This window comes from Helicobacter sp. 12S02232-10, from assembly GCF_002272895.1.
Classification (GTDB): domain Bacteria; phylum Campylobacterota; class Campylobacteria; order Campylobacterales; family Helicobacteraceae; genus Helicobacter_J.
This window is the reverse complement of record NZ_MLAQ01000011.1, coordinates 1-17,732: the sequence shown is the minus strand read 5'-3', so window position 1 is coordinate 17,732 and position 17,732 is coordinate 1. Positions and strand designations below refer to the sequence as shown.

Sequence of the window (17,732 nt, the reverse complement as noted above, 5' to 3'; positions counted from 1 at the left end):
GCATTGAATGCCTTATGTTGATATCAAAGTCGGGGGTAAATTGAGCGCTGAACAAAAGCGTGAAATTGCAAAAGATGTTTCAGATTCTTTAGAGAGGGTTGCATTTAAACCTAAAGCGAGTGTTTATGTGAGTTTTACAGAGTTTGAAAGAGATAGTTTTGCCAAAGGGGAAAATCTTTTGAGTGATTTGGATAAATTAGCAAAAAAGAATCCTAAAAACTAATCTTTTATATCATCTCAAATAGATTACTTTGATATTTTAAGAATTAATATAGAGATTGATTTTATTCAAGGGAAGAGGGTAGTGCCTTTTTTTGGGATTCAATCTTTGGTTTTTATAGGCGTAGTGAGATAATCTGATTTTAGAAGATAGACTCAAAATTTTGAAAATATATCTTGAATCCCATAAAGACCTTTTTCCTGCTTTATGAGCCATTTTGCAGCATCCAGCGCACCTTTAGCAAAAGTGAGGCGAGAAGTAGCATTATGAGTGAATTCCAAATATTCTCCATCCATATAAAATCCGACTGTATGTCTGCCTGCTACATCTCCTCCTCTAAGACTCATAATGGCAATTTCGTTTTGCTTTCTTTCGCCAATATTTCCATCTCTGCTTGAGACTCTGACTTTTTCAAGATCAAGGTTTTTAGCTTTTGCACAAGTTTCTCCCAATGAAAGGGCTGTCCCGCTTGGAGCGTCCTTTTTGTGTCGATGATGGATTTCACAGATTTCAATATCAGCTTCACTCAATCCTTGTGTAACTATGGGTAGGATTTTATTGAGCATTGCTATGCCTTTAGACATATTGGTCGCATATAGAACGGGGACGAATTTTGAAAGTTCTTTGATCAAATCAAATGCCTTTTTATCAAGTCCGGTAGTTCCTGAAACAATTGGAAGAGGTTTTTTTAAGGCTGCATTTAAAAGCGATAAGGTTGCATTTGGCAATGAAAAATCTATTACGATTTCACAATGTTGGATAAAACTTTCGATATCATTGGTTACAAAAGTGTTTTCTGGAAGCGCGAAATTTAATTCTTTGCGAATAAAAACACTTCCTAGAGTGAATGTTTTACTTTTGCTTATTTCTTCAATCAATAGCCTTCCTATTCTGCCACTTGCTCCAAATACGCCTATTTTCAATTCAAATCCTTATTTATGAGAATCTAGATATGAGATAGCTTCAAGCGCTGCAGTCGCCCCATCTCCGGCTGCGCAAACAACTTGTTTAGGGGCTTTGATACGAATGTCTCCGGCTGCAAATAAGCCCTCTATATTTGTTTTCATTGAAAGATCTACAATTACTGAGCCGTATTGATCACATTCACAAAGCATATTTCCATTATCTTGCTTGAGGATAGCATTATTCACATCATAGCCTACAAATATGAAAATTCCAGGAACTTTCAATTCTTTTATTTCATTATTTTGAGTATTTTTGATTACTACTGAAGATACTCCATTTTGATCGCCTTTGATTTCTTCTACGACATTTGGAGTGAGGAATTCAATTTTTTCATTTGATTTGGCGTGTTCAATTGTGATGGGTGCAGCTCTGAATTCATTTCTCCTGTGAATAAGATAGACTTTTTTACACATTTTTGTTAAAAATATAGCTTCTTCAAGAGCTGTATCCCCACCACCAAGAACGGCAACTTCTTTATTTTTGTAGAAAAAACCATCACAGGTTGCACAAGTGCTTACTCCTTTTCCCCAAAATTCGCTTTCACCTTTAATGCCCGTTCTTTTTGGACGTCCTCCAGTAGTGATGATAACGCTTTTTGCTTCTGTAACTTTACCATCATTGGTATGAATTTTAAAATTTTTTCCTTCTTTAGTGACTTGAGATACTTCCGTCATTTCGTGTTTAAGACCAAAACGAAAACATTGTTCTTGCCATGGTTGCATAAAATCAAGACCGCTGACAACCTCTTTAACGCCTGGATAGTTTTCTATTTCGCTACTTCCAGTAATTTGCCCACCAGGCATTCCTTTTTCAAATAAGACCACATTCTTTATACCCCCTCTAGTAGCATAAAGCCCTGCTGATAAGCCTGCTGGTCCTCCACCAATAATTGCTAAATCAATCATCATAAAAGCCTCCGATAATTTTTTTTATTTGATAAATATAATAATATGTAATAATAAATGATGGGTATATCGACCCTTGATGAGAAGATCATCAAGGATAGTTATTTAAGAGATAGAATCAATTTTTTCTTTGAGAGCCTGTTTGGAGGTAGCACCGATTACTTGATCGACTACTTCCCCATTTTTCATAAATAAAATCGTAGGAATACTTCTAATTCCAAATTTTGCTGAAAGCTCGTCTTGTTCATCGGTATTGACTTTACAAATAGCGACCTTGCCCTCATATTCTTCGGCTAATTCGTCTATTACTGGAGCAAGCATTCTGCAAGGACCGCACCAAGGTGCCCAAAAATCAACGACAGCAACACCGCTTTTAGTGGTTGCATCAAAGTTTTCTTTATTAAGTTCAATATATTTACCCATAAACTATTCTCCTGATTTCTAGATTGTGGGCGGATTATACAATAAAAATTCTAAACTTTAGCGCAATGCAATTTTAGAGTGTGATGTTTTCTATAAGACTGATTTCATTGTCTTTGATGATGAGGGCATCAATGCAATATTGAGTTTGCGGATCGTATTGGAGTAGAAAAAAATGTATAGTTTTTGTAATTTTGAGTATTTTTGCTGGCGTGATGGCATAAATAGGTTCAAAACCTTTGCCGCTTTTTACTTCTACAAAATGGAGTGTTTTATTTTTGAGGGCAATGATATCAATCTCTCCATATTTGCAAAAAAAATTTCTTTTGATGATTTCAAAGTCATTGTTTTGTAGATAAGAACAAGCCAAATCTTCAGCTTCAAAACCTTTTTTTCTACTCATCTTCAATTCTTATTATGTAGGGTTCTTTGATAATGGATTCAAGCTTTTTAAGTTCTGCGATCGTATTTTTGATGGCACGTTCGGTTGTAGTATGCGTTGAAAAGAGGATTTTTGCAATATTTTTTTGTTTGATTTCTTTTTGTAAAAAAGTACTAATGGAAATATCGTTTTGAGTGAGGATGGATGTGATTTGAGCTAATACACCTGATTTATCATCAACTGAAAGTCTGAAATAGTAACGACTTTGAATATTTTCTTTGGGTTTGAGATTGATTTGAGGTGAGCGTTCAAAGCCTAACATCAAAGAACTCTTCCCTCTTGCAATTTCAATTAAATCGCTAATAACGGCGCTTGCTGTTGCTTCTCCTCCAGCTCCTGCCCCGTAATAAAGCGTTTCTCCGACTCGATCCCCAATCACGCTGATACCATTCATTACCCCTTCGACTTTGGCTATCATTTTGTTTTTATCAATCATTGCAGGATGGACGCGTAATTCAATTTCATTATTTTGTTTTTTAGCAATACCAAGAAGCTTGATGGCATACCCAAATTCATTGGCAAATTCAATGTCATCGCCATTGATAGACTCTATGCCTTCAATCAGAATATCTTGAGGTTTTGCATCAATTCCATAAGCCAAAGAAGCCAAGATTAAAAGCTTATGCCCCGCATCTCCTCCATTGATGTCTAATGATGGATCGGCTTCGGCATAGCCTAAGTGTTGGGCAAGTTGAAGCGCACTGCAGAAATCTTGATTATTTTGAATCATCTGTGTGAGAATATAATTACTTGTTCCATTTAAAATGCCTCTTAAAGAAAGAATGTGATTAGCACTCAATCCATCCTTGAGAGCTTTGATAATTGGGATTCCACCACACACGCTTGCTTCAAATCCTATGGGGATATTGCCTGCAATTTGTTGGAGTTCATAACGATGATAGGCAAGCATTGCTTTGTTTGCTGTAACTAGCGCTTTTTTGTTTTGGAGTGTTTTTTTAGCTACCTCATAGGCTTCATTAATTCCACCCATCAATTCAACGACGACATCAATTTCTTTGTCATTGATAATATCTTCTATATCGGTGCTTAGGGGAATAGATACACTTCTAGATTTATTTAGATTTTTGACAACCCCTTTTTTGACCTTGATATCAACCCCAGCTCGAGCGCAAATTACCTCTTTATTTTCTTCTAAGATTTTAATTACACTTGCTCCAACGGTTCCAACTCCAATAACACCGATATTCAGATTTTTGACCATATGCTTAAGCCTTTTGAAAGATAATAATTTTGGTGAGCGTTTAGATTGTTGATTTTACAAGATTTTATGAAGTTTTTCAATGCGAGGTGTTTAGAAAAATTTAGTCCGATAAAATTCTTTTACTTAAAATTTGCTTAATTTCTTGAGGCGTCGCATTTTCAATAGCTTCAAAGCTTCCAAAATAATCTAATAATTTTTTTACGCTTGCTTTTCCGATACCTTTTTGTTCCAAAAGTGAGACTTTGTGCATTTCTTTTTGTTTTTTTTGCCTATGATAAGAAATGGCATAGCGATGAGCCTCATCCCGAAGTTTTTGGAGGAATTGCAATCTTTTGTCACTTGGTTTTAGAGAAATGGAGGTTTTGAGTGTGTATAAAGTGTCCTTAGCGCTTCCTTTAGCTCTATGTGCCTTAGAATCAATCTTTTCTTTGGCAATACCAATGACTTCAACGTTAGCAGCGCTACTTTCAAGAATATCTCTAGCAAGATTGATTTGGGCTTTGCCCCCATCAATTATCCAAAGATGAGGTGGGGGATTTGAAGAAAAATCGTTGGCTCTGCGGGTAAGCATTTCATTCATTTGGGAATATTCATCTTTTCCATTTAAGGTATATCGCCTATAAGCATCTTTGACAAAATCGGTATTTTCATACACCACCATTCCCCCCACGGTATTAGTTCCTCCGTGATGGCTAGTGTCAAAAATTTCGATCCTAAAAGGAATTGAAGAAAGTTCAAATAAATCTTTCAGATCATTGAGTAGCATATCTTCAGCATAACTCCTATTGCTTTGGAGTCTGAGTATTTCATTAGCATTTTTAAAAGCAAGATCTATGAGGTCTTTTTTTTCACCTTTTTGAGGGAGAAGAATTTGAATTTTTTTGGCGCAATGATCATAGAGAAAGTTTTGTAACTCTAAAATATCTTCTTGGGTTTCAATGCAGGGAAGTAGGATTTGATCAGGGGGGAGGGGAATTTCTTCTTGGTAATGGTTGATGATGGCTTGTTTATAGATGGCATTTTCATCAAAACCACATTCAGATTTGATATGTTCAAAATTTGCAGATACAATTTTGCCATCACGCATAAAAAGCTTGATTAAAATAGCATTTTTTCCTTCAACAGAGAGGGCAAAAATATCCATATTGTAGAGTTTTTTCAAATCAATGCTTGAAAAATTTTCGATACCTTTTAATTTTTTTATTCTATCCCGATAAATCGTAGCTTCTTCAAACCGCATCATTTTAGAGAAAAATAGCATTTTTGATTCGAGTGAAGCAATTAGTTTGTGTTTGTTTTGGATAATTGAAATTGCCTCATTGATGGTAGCTTGGTAAGCTTCGGGAGTAATTTTTCCCTCACAGGGGGCAGGACAACGTTTGATTTGATAGAACAGGCAGGCTTTTTTACCTTTGGCGCAATTTTTTTTCTGCACTAAAGGAAGGAGTTCATACAGACTTTCAAGTGTTTCTTTGGAGCCTGTTGTATAGGGTCCAAAATACTTGATCGTCTTTTTTTTGATGATTTTTCTTGTGATGGCAGGAGTCGGAAAGTCTTCGGACATATCGATGTAAATGTAGGGATAGGTTTTATCATCACGCAAAAGGATGTTGTATTTTGGTTTGAGTTGTTTGATTAAAGAGTTTTCAAGAATCAGTGCGTCTTGCTCGTTTTTAACCAACATTATTTGTATGGAAGCGATCTGAGAAACCATCATTTGAATTCTATGGCTTGTGTTTGGATTTGGAAAAACCTTTTTGTCTAAGATTTTAAAGTAGCTCTTAATGCGGTTTTTTAAATTTTTGGCTTTTCCAATGTAAAGAAGTCTGTTTTTGTGATCGTAATACTGATATACGCCACTACTTGTAGGGAGGTTTCCAATTCTTTCAATAAGCGAAATGTTCATTGTTTTTTTCCAAATTTTTCAGAATGATTTTTCTAATGGATTCAAATTGTTCTCTTAAAGATTGATCGGAGGCTAAGTTTTCAAAATTTCCCCTTGAATGTTCTTGATAGAAGAAATTATTTTCAATCATTATGGGTTGCTTATAGAGGTTGAGAATATTTTTTGGAACAAATGCTTGAATGCCGACAATGGCACGCAAATCCGATACATTGATATATAAATTTGGAAAAAGATTTTGATGAGTTTTTAAACTCTCTCTGATTGCAGCGTATAAATTTGGAAAAAGATTTTGATGAGTTTTTAAACTCTCTCTTATGCGTTCGGGATTATAATGATTAAATTCATTGACAAAGCTGGGATGGTTAAAGGCAAAGAGGAGCATAAAAGGTGGTTTATTGTTTTCGTGTATTGTGCGGTGTGTGATATATAGGATTGCTTTGCGCATTTCAAGAGGCACAAAAAGCTTGAGTTTGTCTAATTCTGCAAACTTTTGTAGTTTTTTAAAATGCGGTCGATTTTTAATGATGGAGATAATATCTTGAGAACTTTTCATATTGTGATTTTAGCATATTTGTTGTTTATGATATTGGGCTGTGGTTATAAGGCGGCACCTTTTTATAAAACTTCTTTTTTAGAGAATAAAGCAGCATCTTACAAAGTGTGATATATCTCATTTGGATAAGATATTAGGCATATAATTTTTGTATTTTATCCTAATGGGAGTTATGTAATTTTTTAGAGCCATTTGAGTGTAAAGCAAAAATTTTTATTGTAAAGATTTGAAGTGCCAAAAGATGGAGGATGTATGAATATTATAGAAAAAGAAAGAAAAAAAGTAGCCTTGTTTATTGATTGTGAAAATGTAAGCTATAAGCTCATTGATGATATTATGGAGAGGCTTGCTGAAGTTGGAGAAGTCTGCGTTAAAAAAGCTTATGGTGATTGGAGAAGTGCAGGAATAAAGCGTTGGGAGGAGTCTTTAATAAAATACTCCATCGAGCCAATCCATATCATCACAGGGAATCGTAACGGAGAGGGAGGGAAGTCGGGAAAAAATTCTTCAGATATCAAAATCACGATTGATGTTATCAATACGTTGTATTCAGGCGTGATGGAATGCATTGCTTTGGCGACTAGCGATAGTGATTTTGCTCCTTTAGCACAAGAGATTAGAACTAAGGGAATCCCTGCTATTGGATTTGGAGAAAAGAAAGCCAGAGAGGATTTTCGTAAGGCATTTACAAGCTTTGAAGAATTAGGAATCGCTCAGCCTATGGATCCCCAGCTTTCAAAAGATAGAATTTTAATTAAATTGCTCAAAGATGCTGTGGAATCTACCGCTGGTGATGATGGTAAGTCACTTGTCTCAAGAGTAGGACTTTGGATAAAAAATAATTATTTCAAGACAGCTTCTTCTTATGGCAGAGATGGGTGGGGAGATGTTTTAAAGGCGTTGCCAGAGTATTTTGATATTACTTACAGCGGTGTGAATAATAGCGTGATGAGCGTGCAGTATCGTAAAAGATTTTAAAACAAATATCTGAAGCCCATTATTTGGGCTTTATGTAGTCTGATTCTTTAGATAGTGACATTTCTAATGCTGATACAGGCGGGAATGCCCCTAAGTTCTTGAATAACGTTTTCAGAAATTTGGCTATCAAGAACAATCAGTGCCAAAGCTTCTTTATTGGAATTTCTACTGAGTCTAAAGTCAGCAATATTAATGCTATGCTTACCAAGGATATTACCTACATTCCCAATCACTCCAGGAATATCAGTATTTTTAAAAAGTATCATTCTGCCTTTAGGTTCAATATCAATGTTGAAACCATTGATGTCAGTGAGTTTGATAATATCTTCTTCAAAAACGGTTCCACTTGCACTCAAAGACTCTTGTGCAGTTGCTAGGCTGATTGTGACGAGATTTTTATAAGAATTGGAATTTTTTTTCGTTTTGACCGACATCTCAATCCCGCGTTCTTTGGCTATGAATTGAGCGTTGATATAATTGATTTTATCTCCAAGTGATGATTTGAGGACACCTACTAAAGCAAAAGCCATTAGGGAGTCGGCATATTTACCAATTTCGCCTTCAAGATTTAAATGAACCGATGTAATAGCTCCTTTGTTTGCTTGAGCACAGAAAAATCCCAATTTTTGAGTAAGCTCCAAATAAGCTTTCACAGATTTGGGTAGATCTGCTTCTTTGACGGGCAAATTCAAGGCATTGGGATAATTTGCTCCTCTAGCAGCCTCCAATGCTGCTTGAGCAGCTTGAAGGGCGATTTGTTCTTGAGATTCAAGTGTATTAGCACCAATATGGGGAGTCACATAAACATTGTCCAAATCTAATAATTTGTTATCCGTGCCGGGTTCTTTATTGAATACATCAATACCTGCCCAGCGGATTTTATGGCTTTTTAACGCATCGTAGAGATCATCTTCATTGTATAAGCCTCCTCTGGCACAATTGATTAAAATAACACCCTCTTTCATTTGTTTTATCTCTTTAGCAGTGATCATATTTTTGGTTTCTTCGTTTTTAGGGGTGTGGATTGTTATGATGTCACATTTTAGAATGTCTTCAAAATTTTCTGTATAAGCTATGCCCATATCGGTTGCTTTTGAAGCAAAAATATAAGGATCATAAGTGATTACTTCCATTTCAAAGGCTTTTGCCCTGATGCCCACTCGGGAGCCTATATTGCCAAATCCGATGATACCTATTTTTTTTCCTTTAAGTTCAGTGCCATACCAATCTTCGCGTTTCCATTTTTTTTGAATGCGAAGTTGTGCATCAGCTCCAGGAAAATTTCTAACCGCATTGATAATGTGTGCCATAGTAAGTTCGACTGCTGCGATTGTATTAGCTGTAGGGACATTCATCACTACAATGCCTTTTCGAGAACAACTATCAATATCGACATTATCTACACCAACGCCTGCTCTGATAATAGCTTTTAAATTTTTAGCACAAGTCAAGAGTTTTTCATCGACGTTTGTTGAACTTCTAGTAATGATGACATCTGCGTCTTTTAAAAGCTTGAGAAGTTCGTCTTTTTGAAGGTGAGCAAGATTCTCCATTTGGATATCATCTTGATTTGTGAGTAGATCAAGACCTTTTTGATGAATATGGTCACAAACTATTATTTTATGCATATCATTCTCCTACAACTATTGAGCCTTATATTGTATCTCATAATGCTTAAGATCTTCTATGATTTGTTTTTTTCTAGAATCGTTTGGGAGAAAAATGACGATGTCAATCGAATTGCCGGTTTGATAGTAAGCAAATTCTATTTTTTCTTGTTTTAAAACCTCATTTAAACAAAAAAATTTGTAATTATCAAGATGTTGAATGACTAATTTTGTGGGATTGATTTTTTCATTCGGGGATCTGAAATTAACTCCAATTTTGATCTCAGTAGCAGGATAAGAATAGTTTTGAGATTTTGTTAAAAGTGATTGCAGCCATAAAGTTTCGCCCTGAATTTTATTTTTTTCAACGGCAGATTCATTATGATTGATGTTAAATGTATCTTTTGGAATGGAGGTGTAGTAAAAAAAGAGTATATAAACAGATAAAGCAAAAATAACTATTAAAAGAAATCCAAATAGTAATTTTGCTTTCATTGTCAAAAATTAGTTTATATCCTATCCTTGATGAGGTCGCCCAGTGTCATTTTGTCGTCATCAGAATTAAAAGCTTTGAGATCTTCTTTTTCTTTTTTGCGCTCAAGTCTTTTGACGGAAACACGCACTTTGTTATTGGCTTTGTCGATATGGGCAACAACACCTTGAATTTCATCCCCGATTTTGATTTCTTCTTTTTTCAAAGGAGAAAGATCCTCAGTTTTAATGAGTGCGTCCATATTGTCAATTTTGATAAAGACACCAAAATCTTTAATGTCAATAACATTGCCCTTTACAATATCATCAACATCGTATTTTTGAGCGAATTCTTCAGCAGGAGATTGGGTAAAGTCTTTGATGCTTAGGGATATTCTTTCGCTTTCTTTATCTATTTTAATAATTTTTACTTCAATTTCATCGCCGACTTTGAGTTGGTCTTTACATTTTTGGTTTTTATCCCAAAAAGCATCTTCATTGTGCAAAAGACCATCTACACCACCGAAATTTACAAATGCGCCAAAATCTGTTAAAGTGGCGATTTTGCCTTTAATCACATCTCCAACTCGGTAATTTTTTGCAAAATCATTAAAGGGTTTATCCAGTAATTTTTTTAGAGAAACACGTAGGCGTCTATTTTGTGAGTCAATTTCTATCACTTCTACATCAATTTCTTGACCGACTTTGAGATAATCTCCTGGATGTTTAATATCCTTATCCCAAGAAATTTCAGAAATATGTAAAAATCCTTCAATGTCATTACCGATATCAACAAATGCTCCGTAGGGTTCAATATTGCTTACAATTACCTTGATAGCATAACCTGTTTTAAGCTCTTTTTGGATTTCTTTCCAAGGATCTTCCCCAATGGCTTTAATCGAAAGAGAAAGACGTTTTTTTGCTTCATCATAAGAAATTGCTTTAACTTGAACTTGATCGCCTTCTTTGTAATGTTTGGCTGGATTTATGGGTCCTTTGTGGCTAATTTCTGTATAATGGACAAGACCTTCAACGCCTTGTACTTCGACAAACATTCCGAATGTAGTGATATTTTTAACCACTCCTTCATAGATTGCGCCTGACTCTACAAGTTTTTTGGCTCCTTCGGATTGATTTTTATCATCTAGCTCAAAAAATCTTTTTCTAGATATGATGATTGAATTATCTTCGGGTCGTATATTAACAATACAAGCTTTAATCCTTTTGTCGATATTTTTTGCATCATCTCTTAAAGACGAATTAAATTTAGGCATAAAGTATTCTATCCCTTCAGATTCTACGATGTAGCCTCCCTTGTTTTTCTTAATGATTTTGCCTTCGATAATTTTGTCTTTGTAATCTTCGCCCAATTCTTTGATTTTTTCTTGCATTTTTTTGTTGTGGATGGCTTTTTTGTAAGAAACACTAGGTCTTTCACCTCTTCCTTGAGACACATAAACTTGGATTTTATCACCTTCTTTAAACACAAGAGTGCCATTCTCATCTTTTATCTCAAAAAGATTCAATCTGCCTTCAATCTTTTCTCCTACATCTATCATTGCGTATTCATTGTTTATGGATACGATTACACCTTCTTTGATGACGCCATTTTCGTAGGATTTTTCACTTTCTTCTAAAAGTTTTGCAAAGTCTTCGCCTTCATCGAAGTCTTCCAGATTTTCTAAAACCACTTTCATCTGCTGCCTTTAAAATTTAATTTTTTTGTATTTTAGCTTTTGTTTCCTTTTAAAGGCATAAATTTTGCATTAGATTTTTAAACTTTATTCAGATGGATAGGATTTTTTCTTTTACTTTATCTATGATCCAATCAGGAGTTGAAGCTCCTGCAGTAATTCCACATAAATGTTTGCCCAAGAACCATTCGTGCTGCAAATCATTTTCATCTTCGACCAAATAACTATCGGGGCAATTTTGTTGGGCTATATTGAGAAGTTGTTTGGTATTTGAAGATGTTTTACCCCCTATGATGATCATAATATCCACTTCCTTGCTAAGTTCTCTAGCAGATTCTTGATTATCAAATGTGGCATTGCAGATTGTATTAAAAACCCTAGTTTCATAACAATGTGTGATGAGGTAAGAAGCAATTTGAAGTAAGTTTTGAGCTTGTTTAGTGGTTTGAGATACTAAGGCGACTTTTTTTTTGACATTTGCTTTTTTTAGTACTTCCAAAGAGCTGATGACAAGGGGTTTGGTTGTTGAGTAACTCATCACACCTTTGACTTCAGGATGGGTTTTATCTCCGAAAATAATAATCTGATACCCTTCTTTACTCATAGATTCAACAATTTGCTGGGGTTTGGTTACATAAGGACAGGTAGCATCTGTGATTTGTATGTCTTGACTCCTCAAATATTCCAAATCGGTTTTAGGGATACCGTGTGTCCTGATGATAACATTTTGACCATTGCTGATGGCTTGTGTATTTTCTTCAACTTTAACGCCAAACTTCAATTGAAGTCTTGAAATTTCTTTTGGATTATGGATTAAAGATCCCAATGTAACGCTATCTTTTGTTTTTTCTGCAATTTGGATGGCGCGTTTTACACCAAAGCAAAAGCCATAATTTTTGGCCATTTTTATTTTCATTGTATTTATCCTTAATCTAAATTTCGGACTTTTGTAATGTTTTTAAGAATATCTAAGAAATTTGGAAATGAAACATCAATACAATCTGAATTTTTTATCTGTCCGCCACATACGAGTGCAGCAATGGAAAAGCTCATTGCAATTCTGTGATCCCCAAAACTTTCTATAGAAGTATTTTTAAGCTCACCCCCATAAATAGCATAGCCATCTTCATATTCTTCGCAAATAATTCCCATTTTAGTCAGGTTGGAGATAACTGAATGGATTCTATCTGATTCTTTTACACGCAATTCTTTGGCATTCTTGACTTCGCTTTTTCCTTTTGCCATTGCCATTGCAACAGCAAGTGCGGGCAATTCATCAATGAGCCAAGAAATATTTTCGTTGATTGTCACAGCTTGGAGGGGTTTTTGTTCTACATAAATATCGCCAATAGTTTCATATTCTTCATTGGTGGTCTTGTATTCTATCTTTGTCCCCATTTTTTTAAGAATTTCAAAAGCTTCTATTCTAGTTGGGTTTAATAAAACATTTTTAAGTAATACTTTACTTTCTGGGATAATAGCAGCAGCAAGAGCAAAGAAAAAAGCGCTTGAGGGGTCGCAGGGAATATTGATGTCGATGGGAGCGAGAGGATGAGAAAGAGGTGTTATTTCAATCGAATTAGAGACGCTTGTAATGGTTGCACCCATTCCTTTGAGCATATTTTCAGTGTGGTCTCGGCTTAAAGCAGGTTCTGAGTAAGTCGATATATTTTCGCCCCCCAGTGCGGCTAAAATCATAGCACTTTTGACTTGGGCTGATGAAATAGGGCTTTTATAAGAAAAATGTTTTAGTTTTTTTCCTATGATTGTGATGGGAGCAAAGGAGTCTTGTTCTCTAGCATAGATTGCAGCTCCTATATTTTTTAAAGGTTCGATCACGCGTTTCATCGGACGTGCTTTGAGATATTTGTCTCCTGTAAGTACAAAATACCCTTTTTGAGCACTCAATAATCCCGTATAAAGACGAATTGCAGTCCCAGCATTCCCGCAATCTAATATATCTTGAGGTTCTTGCAAACCTTGAGATGGGGGAATGAATTTCATTGTATTGTGATTTTGATTCTCGACTTTTAAACCCAGTTGTTGTGCAATTTTTAAGGTATTAAGCGTATCTTCTGCCAAAAGGTAGTTTTGAATACGCGAAGGTTTAGCACAAAGCAGGCTTAAAATGGCGCATCGATGGGAAATGGATTTATCTGTGGCGATGTCACTGATTTCAATTTCAAATTTTTGAGCGGGGGCGATGCAGATTTCTCTCATTATGATTCCTTAAGCATTGCATTGAATTGATCTTTTAATATTTTTAAAACTTCTTCGACAACACAGGTTAAATCTTCTTCTGTAAGCGTATTTTGCATTGATTGGATAAACATTCGAATACTGAGGGCAATTTGATTTTTATTTGAATCGCTTTTGTAAAGATCTAAGGGATAAATATTTTTGAGGTTTAAAATATTGGCACTTAGGATTTTATTTTTTATTTTTGCAAAAGGAATTTCTTCATCTATGAGTATAGTAAGATCTCTAAAACTTAGGGGATATTTGGAAAATTCCTTAGCAATAATGTGTTTTTGCTCCAATGCATCTAGATCTATTTCGCAATAAAAACCCTCATAAATATCCATTTCTTTCTCAAGGATCGGGTTTAGTTTGCTTATAATGCCTATTTTTTCTCCATTGATACACATTGCTGCACTCTGAAAGGGATGAAGAGTTTTGTTTAAATCTTTTTGTGATAAGGGCGCGAGTTCAAAAGATCCGATAATATTTGATATCGTTTGGGCAAATTTGTAAAAATCCCATTGAGAACCTTTTGGATATGGGTAGATTTCATTTTCTTTGAGTCCATTGACCATAAAGGCAATTTTTGTTTTTTCTTGTCTGTTTTCATCATAAACGCTGCCCATTTCAAAGATTTTCATACTTTTATAACCGAAATTTTTATTCCTTTGGATGGAATCAAGCATTGCAGGTATCAAAGAAGTTCGCAAGGTGTTGAGTTCAGAAGTTATGGGATTTTTCAGATCAAGCGCATCTTTTAAAACCTGATAGCCAAGATCTTCAAGCCTTTCTTTTTGATAAAAAAGATAATGCATTGTTTCGATAAATCCCATTGCTAGAGCTCTAGAAGCTAGATTTCTTTGATTTTTATATTGCATATACCTGAGATTTGAATTTACTTTATCATTGGAATTATGTGGAATTGAAGGAATGTTTTCAATCCCATATATCCGTAAAAATTCTTCAGCAGCGTCTTGTTTTGTTTTAATATCGTGACGGTAACTCGGGGGGATAATGGTAAAAAAATTATCATCACAAGTTGCTTTGATAGTGAAGTTGAGATTTTTAAGGATTCTAGCTATTTCCTCTTTTTCAATAGATTTTCCAATGATGTTTGAAATCGCGCTAAAAGTAGTGTTGATAACCGTGTCTTCGTAGTTTTGTTTGATTTCTTGACTTCCTGAATAAATCAGGCATTTTGTAAAATCCGAAAATATTTTACACAGGCAATTGATACCTGTTTCAAGCTGGGGATTACTGCCTCTTGTAGTGCGATAAGTCAAAGATTTATTTTGTTTTATCGGATGTTTATGGAGTAGTTTTGAGATGACAACTGGATTGATATAGCTTGCTTCTATGATGATTGTTTTGGGAAATATGTTGAAATCTTGGTGGATTTGATTCCCAATGCCGATAATTGAGATTTTTTTATCTGTAAAAATACTTTCAAATCCATTTTCATCTTTTTTAATGGTTAAAGATATCTCTGTTTTCTTTGTTCGAGAAGTGATTTCAAGGTTGTCTATAGCGTAAGCATTTAAAATCACTCCTGTCATATAGGTACTGAATTCAATGAGATTTTGAATCGGATCTTCACTGAGGGTTCCATTTAGTGCCAAAGATAGTTGGATTTCAAGAGGAGTTTGTATTTGTTTGACCTCTATGACCTTATAGAGTAGTGAAGATTGAATTTTTCCTTCGGTAAAAACTTGCAATATACGCCCGACACCTAATGCGACACCTGAATCAATTTCTTTGCAATCATTGATGGGCAGATCAAGAATGCAGCTAATCTCTCTAGCAATTCCAAGTATGCATAGGCAATCCCCTCTGTTGGGAGTTAAGGAAATTTCAATGACTTTAGCATTAAATATCGGGTAGGTTCCAAGTTCGACTCCGAGTTCAAGCTTTCCAATACTGGCATCTAAAACCATAATCCCATCATTGATTTTGGGAAGTCCAAGTTCTGTACTTGAACAAATCATTCCAAAACTTTCTACTCCTCTGAGGTTTGTTTTAGCGATTGTGAGATTTCCACCTTTACCGTGAGGAAGTACGGCACCTTGCAGTGCAACCGGAACATATTGGTCTTTGGCGACATTTTTTGCTCCGCATACGATCTGAAGTACTTCAGTGCCGATATCAACTTGACAGACATTGAGTTTATCAGCATCAGGATGAGGTTTTTTGTCAATGATTTTTCCCACGACGATTTTTTGGGGCAAACTGATTTTTTTGCAAGACTCCACTTCTAATCCGATATTGCTTAAGTCGTCACAAAGCTTTTGAATATCGGTGTTGGATAGGTTGATAAATTTAGATAATAAATGGCTTGTAACTATCATTAAAATTGCTCCAATACTCTTAAATCTGTTTCAAAAAAGCTTCGCAAATCATTAACCCCGCAAGTCAGCATTGCAAGTCTTTCAATACCCATTCCAAAAGCGTAGCCGCTCACATTTTGATAACCGACTGCCTCAAATACGTATTCATCTACAACCCCACATCCAAGCACTTCAAGCCAACCAGTATCAGAACATACTCTACAACCTTTGCCTTTGCAAAATACGCAACTGATATCAGCTTCAGCGCTTGGTTCTGTAAAAGGGAAAAAGCTTGAGCGGAATCTGACTTTAACATCCCCGAATATATGTTTTAAAAAATCTTCTAGAGTATATTTTAAGTTTGCAAAACTTGCCTTGTTTCCATTATCTACAACAAGCCCTTCGACTTGATGAAACATTGGAGTATGGGTAAGGTCATAATCACGCCTAAAAGTCGGACCTGGACAAATCATTTTGATAGGAGGTGTTTGGGTTTGCATTGTGCGGATTTGGACAGGTGAAGTGTGGGTACGCAAGAGCATTGAGTCTTTGAAATAAAATGTATCTTGCATATCTCTTGCCGGATGGTATTCAGGGAGATTGAGCGCACTAAAATTATGAAAATCATCCTCCACTAAAGGTCCTATGCATAATTCATAGCCTAAATGCATAAAATAATCAATAATCCTATCTTTGGTGTAATTGATAGGGTGTCCAAAGCTTCTGTGGTTTTGAGATTGAAACAAGCTGACATCAATCTTTTCTTTTTGGAGAGAATTTTCAAGTTCGCGTGTTTGTAATTCTGTTTTTTTGAGGTAATAAAGGGACTCAAATTTTTGCTTGACCTCATTAATCTCTTGAGCAAAATTTTTTTTATCTTGACCTTCAAGAGATTTTAATTCGGAAAATTTTTGTGTGATAATGCCTTTTTTACCTAGTGCTTTCAAGCGAATTGCTTCAAGTTCTTGAGAGGTTTGAGCGTTTTGTAATTCTTGTATTAGCGTATTCAAGATGCGTTCCTAAAGTTTTATTTTTCTAAAGATTATAGAGTGTATGAGATTTTAATCAAATTAATTTTAAAAAAAACACAAAATCGACAGACTAGAAAGAATCCATCAAAAACCTGATGACAGAGTCGCCTTACCTTGTTTGTTCATCAAAAGACAGCAATAAAACCATCTTACTAGAGCAACACAGCATTTGATACAAATGCAAATTTACATCTATCAGACAAGCAAATTTTATCTAAAAACAATGAATGCAGCAATGATAATTAAATCTGTGAGTCCAATCTATGCACCAAAAAAATCAAACAATAGCAATAATAATAATGGGAGCATAGAATAAAAATATTAAAATCTATTGCAAATCAATTACTATGTTACATATTGTTACATAATTAATATTGCTATTAAAATCAGATGGCTTGAGTCTATTTTTAAATCTCTATAACAGCCTATATAAAATACTTACAAGCAAAATATATATTTTTTAAAACAATAGATTTTTTTGATTTTTAATCCTGTTTGAATTGTATCAATGCTCTAAATTTGTAAATTTCTATCAATTGTTATTTTTATATTTTTATCCCCTTAAACTACTATCATTACGTAGTTTCAATAAAAAACATACCATTTTTAAAATAAAAAATGTCCCTTTTTTAAGATTTTGATTTCCATTAACATTCCCCCATCAAATCAAAAATTCATTATTTGAATGAACTTACTTTGGTTTGAAATCACCAAAATTTCAGGAGTCAATGATGAATCCATCAAATTTATCA

General features: G+C 34.8%; 16 protein-coding genes. 2 read left to right on the top strand and 14 right to left on the bottom strand.

What is annotated here, in order from left to right:
• Nucleotides 1-7: 7 nt before the first annotated feature.
• Nucleotides 8-223, top strand: coding sequence for a tautomerase family protein (locus tag BKH41_RS08290; protein WP_095298921.1), 216 nt, complete (start codon nucleotides 8-10; stop codon nucleotides 221-223).
• A gap of 152 nt (nucleotides 224-375) precedes the next feature.
• Here the strand turns inward: BKH41_RS08290 and dapB are convergent, their stop codons facing one another.
• The 7 genes from dapB to BKH41_RS08255 form a co-directional block, all read right to left on the bottom strand.
• Nucleotides 376-1,143, bottom strand: a complete 768-nt coding sequence (gene dapB / locus BKH41_RS08285) for a 4-hydroxy-tetrahydrodipicolinate reductase (protein ID WP_095298919.1) — start codon at nucleotides 1,141-1,143, stop codon at nucleotides 376-378.
• Between the two features lie 9 nt (nucleotides 1,144-1,152).
• Nucleotides 1,153-2,091 carry a thioredoxin-disulfide reductase gene (gene trxB / locus BKH41_RS08280; RefSeq protein WP_095298957.1) on the bottom strand — a complete coding sequence of 313 codons (939 nt, stop codon included), beginning with the start codon at nucleotides 2,089-2,091 and terminating at the stop codon, nucleotides 1,153-1,155.
• A gap of 105 nt (nucleotides 2,092-2,196) precedes the next feature.
• On the bottom strand, nucleotides 2,197-2,514 hold the full coding sequence (trxA, locus tag BKH41_RS08275; RefSeq protein WP_095298917.1) for a thioredoxin: 318 nt from the start codon (nucleotides 2,512-2,514) through the stop codon (nucleotides 2,197-2,199).
• A gap of 73 nt (nucleotides 2,515-2,587) precedes the next feature.
• Nucleotides 2,588-2,914 carry a YraN family protein gene (locus BKH41_RS08270; RefSeq protein WP_095298915.1) on the bottom strand — a complete coding sequence of 109 codons (327 nt, stop codon included), beginning with the start codon at nucleotides 2,912-2,914 and terminating at the stop codon, nucleotides 2,588-2,590.
• The gene (locus BKH41_RS08265) at nucleotides 2,907-4,175 is read right to left on the bottom strand and encodes a homoserine dehydrogenase (protein ID WP_095298913.1); all 1,269 of its coding nucleotides are present in this window, start codon (nucleotides 4,173-4,175) and stop codon (nucleotides 2,907-2,909) included. The genes BKH41_RS08270 and BKH41_RS08265 overlap by 8 nt, the downstream gene beginning before the upstream one ends.
• 100 nt (nucleotides 4,176-4,275) lie before the next feature.
• Entirely contained in the window at nucleotides 4,276-6,081 is a 1,806-nt protein-coding gene (gene uvrC / locus BKH41_RS08260; RefSeq protein WP_095298911.1) for an excinuclease ABC subunit UvrC, read from the bottom strand.
• The gene (locus BKH41_RS08255) at nucleotides 6,062-6,634 is read right to left on the bottom strand and encodes a hypothetical protein (protein ID WP_095298909.1); all 573 of its coding nucleotides are present in this window, start codon (nucleotides 6,632-6,634) and stop codon (nucleotides 6,062-6,064) included. The genes uvrC and BKH41_RS08255 overlap by 20 nt, the downstream gene beginning before the upstream one ends.
• A 252-nt stretch (nucleotides 6,635-6,886) precedes the next feature.
• Between BKH41_RS08255 and BKH41_RS08250 the strand changes: the two genes are divergently transcribed.
• Entirely contained in the window at nucleotides 6,887-7,612 is a 726-nt protein-coding gene (locus BKH41_RS08250; RefSeq protein WP_095298907.1) for an NYN domain-containing protein, read from the top strand.
• A 47-nt stretch (nucleotides 7,613-7,659) separates the two neighbouring features.
• Here BKH41_RS08250 and serA read toward each other — a convergent pair whose 3' ends face one another.
• The 7 genes from serA to pheS all read right to left on the bottom strand — a co-directional run bounded on the left by serA (nucleotide 7,660) and on the right by pheS (nucleotide 16,959).
• Nucleotides 7,660-9,240: a phosphoglycerate dehydrogenase gene (serA, locus tag BKH41_RS08245; RefSeq protein ID WP_095298905.1), complete on the bottom strand. Its 1,581-nt coding sequence runs from the start codon at nucleotides 9,238-9,240 to the stop codon at nucleotides 7,660-7,662.
• Nucleotides 9,241-9,255: 15 nt separating this feature from the next.
• Entirely contained in the window at nucleotides 9,256-9,720 is a 465-nt protein-coding gene (locus BKH41_RS08240) for a hypothetical protein (RefSeq protein ID WP_180762789.1), read from the bottom strand.
• 8 nt (nucleotides 9,721-9,728) lie between these two features.
• Nucleotides 9,729-11,387 carry a 30S ribosomal protein S1 gene (locus tag BKH41_RS08235; protein WP_095298901.1) on the bottom strand — a complete coding sequence of 553 codons (1,659 nt, stop codon included), beginning with the start codon at nucleotides 11,385-11,387 and terminating at the stop codon, nucleotides 9,729-9,731.
• 88 nt (nucleotides 11,388-11,475) lie between these two features.
• Nucleotides 11,476-12,300: a 4-hydroxy-3-methylbut-2-enyl diphosphate reductase gene (locus BKH41_RS08230; protein WP_095298899.1), complete on the bottom strand. Its 825-nt coding sequence runs from the start codon at nucleotides 12,298-12,300 to the stop codon at nucleotides 11,476-11,478.
• Nucleotides 12,301-12,311: 11 nt separating this feature from the next.
• Nucleotides 12,312-13,604: a 3-phosphoshikimate 1-carboxyvinyltransferase gene (gene aroA, locus BKH41_RS08225; RefSeq protein ID WP_095298897.1), complete on the bottom strand. Its 1,293-nt coding sequence runs from the start codon at nucleotides 13,602-13,604 to the stop codon at nucleotides 12,312-12,314.
• Nucleotides 13,604-15,970, bottom strand: coding sequence for a phenylalanine--tRNA ligase subunit beta (gene pheT, locus BKH41_RS08220; RefSeq protein WP_095298895.1), 2,367 nt, complete (start codon nucleotides 15,968-15,970; stop codon nucleotides 13,604-13,606). Before pheT ends, aroA begins: the two co-directional genes overlap by 1 nt.
• Entirely contained in the window at nucleotides 15,970-16,959 is a 990-nt protein-coding gene (pheS, locus tag BKH41_RS08215; protein ID WP_095298893.1) for a phenylalanine--tRNA ligase subunit alpha, read from the bottom strand. The genes pheT and pheS overlap by 1 nt, the downstream gene beginning before the upstream one ends.
• Nucleotides 16,960-17,732: the final 773 nt, after the last annotated feature.

What these genes read in the sequence shown, in the direction of transcription:
- BKH41_RS08290 (WP_095298921.1), top strand. Translation starts at nt 8, where the DNA reads ATGCCTTATGTTGATATCAAAGTCGGGGGTAAATTGAGCGCTGAACAA.
- trxB (WP_095298957.1), bottom strand. Translation starts at nt 2,091, where the DNA reads ATGATTGATTTAGCAATTATTGGTGGAGGACCAGCAGGCTTATCAGCA.
- trxA (WP_095298917.1), bottom strand. Translation starts at nt 2,514, where the DNA reads ATGGGTAAATATATTGAACTTAATAAAGAAAACTTTGATGCAACCACT.
- BKH41_RS08270 (WP_095298915.1), bottom strand. Translation starts at nt 2,914, where the DNA reads ATGAGTAGAAAAAAAGGTTTTGAAGCTGAAGATTTGGCTTGTTCTTAT.
- BKH41_RS08265 (WP_095298913.1), bottom strand. Translation starts at nt 4,175, where the DNA reads ATGGTCAAAAATCTGAATATCGGTGTTATTGGAGTTGGAACCGTTGGA.
- uvrC (WP_095298911.1), bottom strand. Translation starts at nt 6,081, where the DNA reads ATGAACATTTCGCTTATTGAAAGAATTGGAAACCTCCCTACAAGTAGT.
- BKH41_RS08255 (WP_095298909.1), bottom strand. Translation starts at nt 6,634, where the DNA reads ATGAAAAGTTCTCAAGATATTATCTCCATCATTAAAAATCGACCGCAT.
- BKH41_RS08250 (WP_095298907.1), top strand. Translation starts at nt 6,887, where the DNA reads ATGAATATTATAGAAAAAGAAAGAAAAAAAGTAGCCTTGTTTATTGAT.
- serA (WP_095298905.1), bottom strand. Translation starts at nt 9,240, where the DNA reads ATGCATAAAATAATAGTTTGTGACCATATTCATCAAAAAGGTCTTGAT.
- BKH41_RS08235 (WP_095298901.1), bottom strand. Translation starts at nt 11,387, where the DNA reads ATGAAAGTGGTTTTAGAAAATCTGGAAGACTTCGATGAAGGCGAAGAC.
- BKH41_RS08230 (WP_095298899.1), bottom strand. Translation starts at nt 12,300, where the DNA reads ATGAAAATAAAAATGGCCAAAAATTATGGCTTTTGCTTTGGTGTAAAA.
- aroA (WP_095298897.1), bottom strand. Translation starts at nt 13,604, where the DNA reads ATGAGAGAAATCTGCATCGCCCCCGCTCAAAAATTTGAAATTGAAATC.
- pheT (WP_095298895.1), bottom strand. Translation starts at nt 15,970, where the DNA reads ATGATAGTTACAAGCCATTTATTATCTAAATTTATCAACCTATCCAAC.